Source organism: Aeromicrobium sp. (genome assembly GCF_049586495.1).
In the GTDB taxonomy this organism is placed as follows: Bacteria; Actinomycetota; Actinomycetes; order Propionibacteriales; family Nocardioidaceae; genus Aeromicrobium.
Genome location: NZ_JBAVCB010000002.1, coordinates 1 through 2,160, shown reverse-complemented (window position 1 = coordinate 2,160; position 2,160 = coordinate 1). Strand labels below are relative to the sequence as shown.

2 protein-coding genes and 1 pseudogene are annotated in these 2,160 nt (G+C 64.9%); 1 reads left to right on the top strand and 2 read right to left on the bottom strand.

Annotated features, from left to right (window positions below):
* Window positions 1-595 (top strand): annotated as a pseudogene (locus WB508_RS00035) (alpha/beta hydrolase); the annotation flags it as partial.
* Between the two features lie 3 nt (window positions 596-598).
* On the opposite strand, the gene WB508_RS00030 reads toward WB508_RS00035, so the two are convergent.
* Window positions 599-1,288: a DedA family protein gene (locus WB508_RS00030; protein ID WP_423842816.1), complete on the bottom strand. Its 690-nt coding sequence runs from the start codon at window positions 1,286-1,288 to the stop codon at window positions 599-601.
* A 22-nt stretch (window positions 1,289-1,310) separates the two neighbouring features.
* Entirely contained in the window at window positions 1,311-1,985 is a 675-nt protein-coding gene (locus tag WB508_RS00025; protein ID WP_423842815.1) for a hypothetical protein, read from the bottom strand.
* Window positions 1,986-2,160: the final 175 nt, after the last annotated feature.

Genomic DNA, 2,160 nt, shown 5'->3' with positions numbered 1-2,160 from the left:
CGCGGAGGTCGACCCCGAGCGCATCGTGCTGTGGGGCAGCTCGTACTCCGGCGGGCACGTCATCGCGGTGGCGGCCGAGGATCCGTTCATTGCCGGAGTGATCTCTCAAGGCGCTGCCATGGACGGGCTCCGCGCGGTGTTCCAGATCCTCGACTACGCCGGACCCAAGCAGCTGCTCAAGCTGACCAGCCACGCGCTGCGCGACGTCGGCCACATGCTCACCAGGCGGGCGCCACACATGATCCCGATCGTGGGCCCTCCCGGCAGCACCGCAGCAATCACCTCCGAGGACGGCGAGGCGGGCTACCAGCTGATCATGGGACCGACCTTCCGCAACGAGATGCGAGCGCGAGGGATCCTGCCGATCATGGCCAACCGGCCGGTCACCAGCGCCAACAAGCTCAAGATGCCGGTGCTGCTCGTCGTGGCGGCGAAAGACAGCATCGCTCCGGTGTCGGCAGTCGAGAAGGTCGCCCAGCGCACCCACGGACAGGTTCAGGTCGAACGGTTCGACATCGGCCACTTCGACATCTACCACGGCGAGCCGTTCGAGAAGTCAAGCAATGCCCAGGTGGAGTTCCTGCGCTTGCTGTGAATCTCAGGCTTCGGCCTCGAGCTCACGACGGAGGTCTCGGCGGTGCTTGATCGCCTCGTAGACGATCGGCACCACGGAGAAGATGAGGATCGCGATGATCGCGTAGTCGATGTTGTCGCCGAGCGCCGGGAACGTCTGACCGAGAAAGTAGCCGAGCAGGGTGATGCTCAGCACCCACAACACGGCACCGACGGCGCTCCAGCGGAAGAATCGGGCGCGGTCCATCATCGTCACTCCGGCGACCACCGTGATGTAGGTACGCACGAAGGGCACGAACCGACCGATGACCAACGCCTTGTTGCCGTGCTTGGCAAAAAACGTCTCGGTCTTCTCGAAATACTTGCGCTTGAGAATGCGGCCGTCGCGCTCGTACAGGGGTGGCCCGATCTTGCGGCCGATCTCGTAGCCGGCCACGTTGCCGGCGAACGCAGCGATCGTCAGCAGCGTCATCGCGATGAACACCCCGACAAGGGGATTGCCGATGCCGAGCACGTCGATCTTCTCGCCCGCGATGAACAGACCCAGCGCGAACAGCAGGCTGTCGCCGGGCAGGAACGGGAAGAACAGTCCGCACTCGACAAAGATGATGAGCAGGCTGATCCAGAGGAACGTGCCGCCGAAGTTCTCCAGCAACCAGTTGGGATCCATGAAGCTGGGACCGAGGGCGACAGGCTGGATGATCGGCAGGAGCACCCCCACAAACTACCGTGCGGGGTTACGCGATCGCCGCGGGCTTGTCTCCGTTGAATGCCCAGGTCGCGTCCCAGGCATGGATGCGGAGCCCCTTCTTGGTCTCGTGGATCTCCAGCTTCATGCGCACGGCGTAAGCGACCGCGGTCTGGCCGGCCTCACCCTGCACCAGCACGTCGCCGGTGCTGGTGAGCCAGATGGTGGGGTACCCGAGCTGGAACTTGTACCTCGGCTTGGTGATCTTCTGGTTGATCACGATCTGCGGATCGTCTCGCAGGGACAAGCCGCTGTTGGCCAGCGCACTGGTGAAGTCCACGAACGTCAGGGCTCGCACCGTGTTGGCGTCGTCTTCGAAGGATGCGGCGCCGCCGACGGCCGTGCGCAGGGTCTTGAGTGCGCTGGCTGTCAGCACACCTTCGAACTGGTTGAAGTCGGCGTCCACCATGTCGCCCAGCGCCAACCGCAGGTACTCGCCGTTGAATTGGTACCGAAGTGCCACCTGCGCCGCGAAGGCGTAGGTCTCGCGGGCGGTCGGGTCGTCGGTCTTCAATCCGGCGATGCGCGGGTCGGGGGCATTCATCGTGGTGATGGGCTTCGGCGACGACGAGATCTGCGGTTCCGCATCCCCGTCCCCCGCGCAGGCCGCCGTCATCAGCAGCATCAGCGCCGCGATCAACCCTGGCACGCTGCGTCGGATCACGACCGGAACCCTAGTGGCGCAGTGCCACGAGCCGAGCCAGCTCGGCGTCGGACAGCTCGGTCAGGGCGCTCTCGCCGCCGTTGACAACAGCGTTGGCCAGCGACCGCTTGCTGGCGATCAGCTCGGCGATCGACTCCTCGATGGTGCCTTCGCTGATCAGGCGGTGCACCTGCAC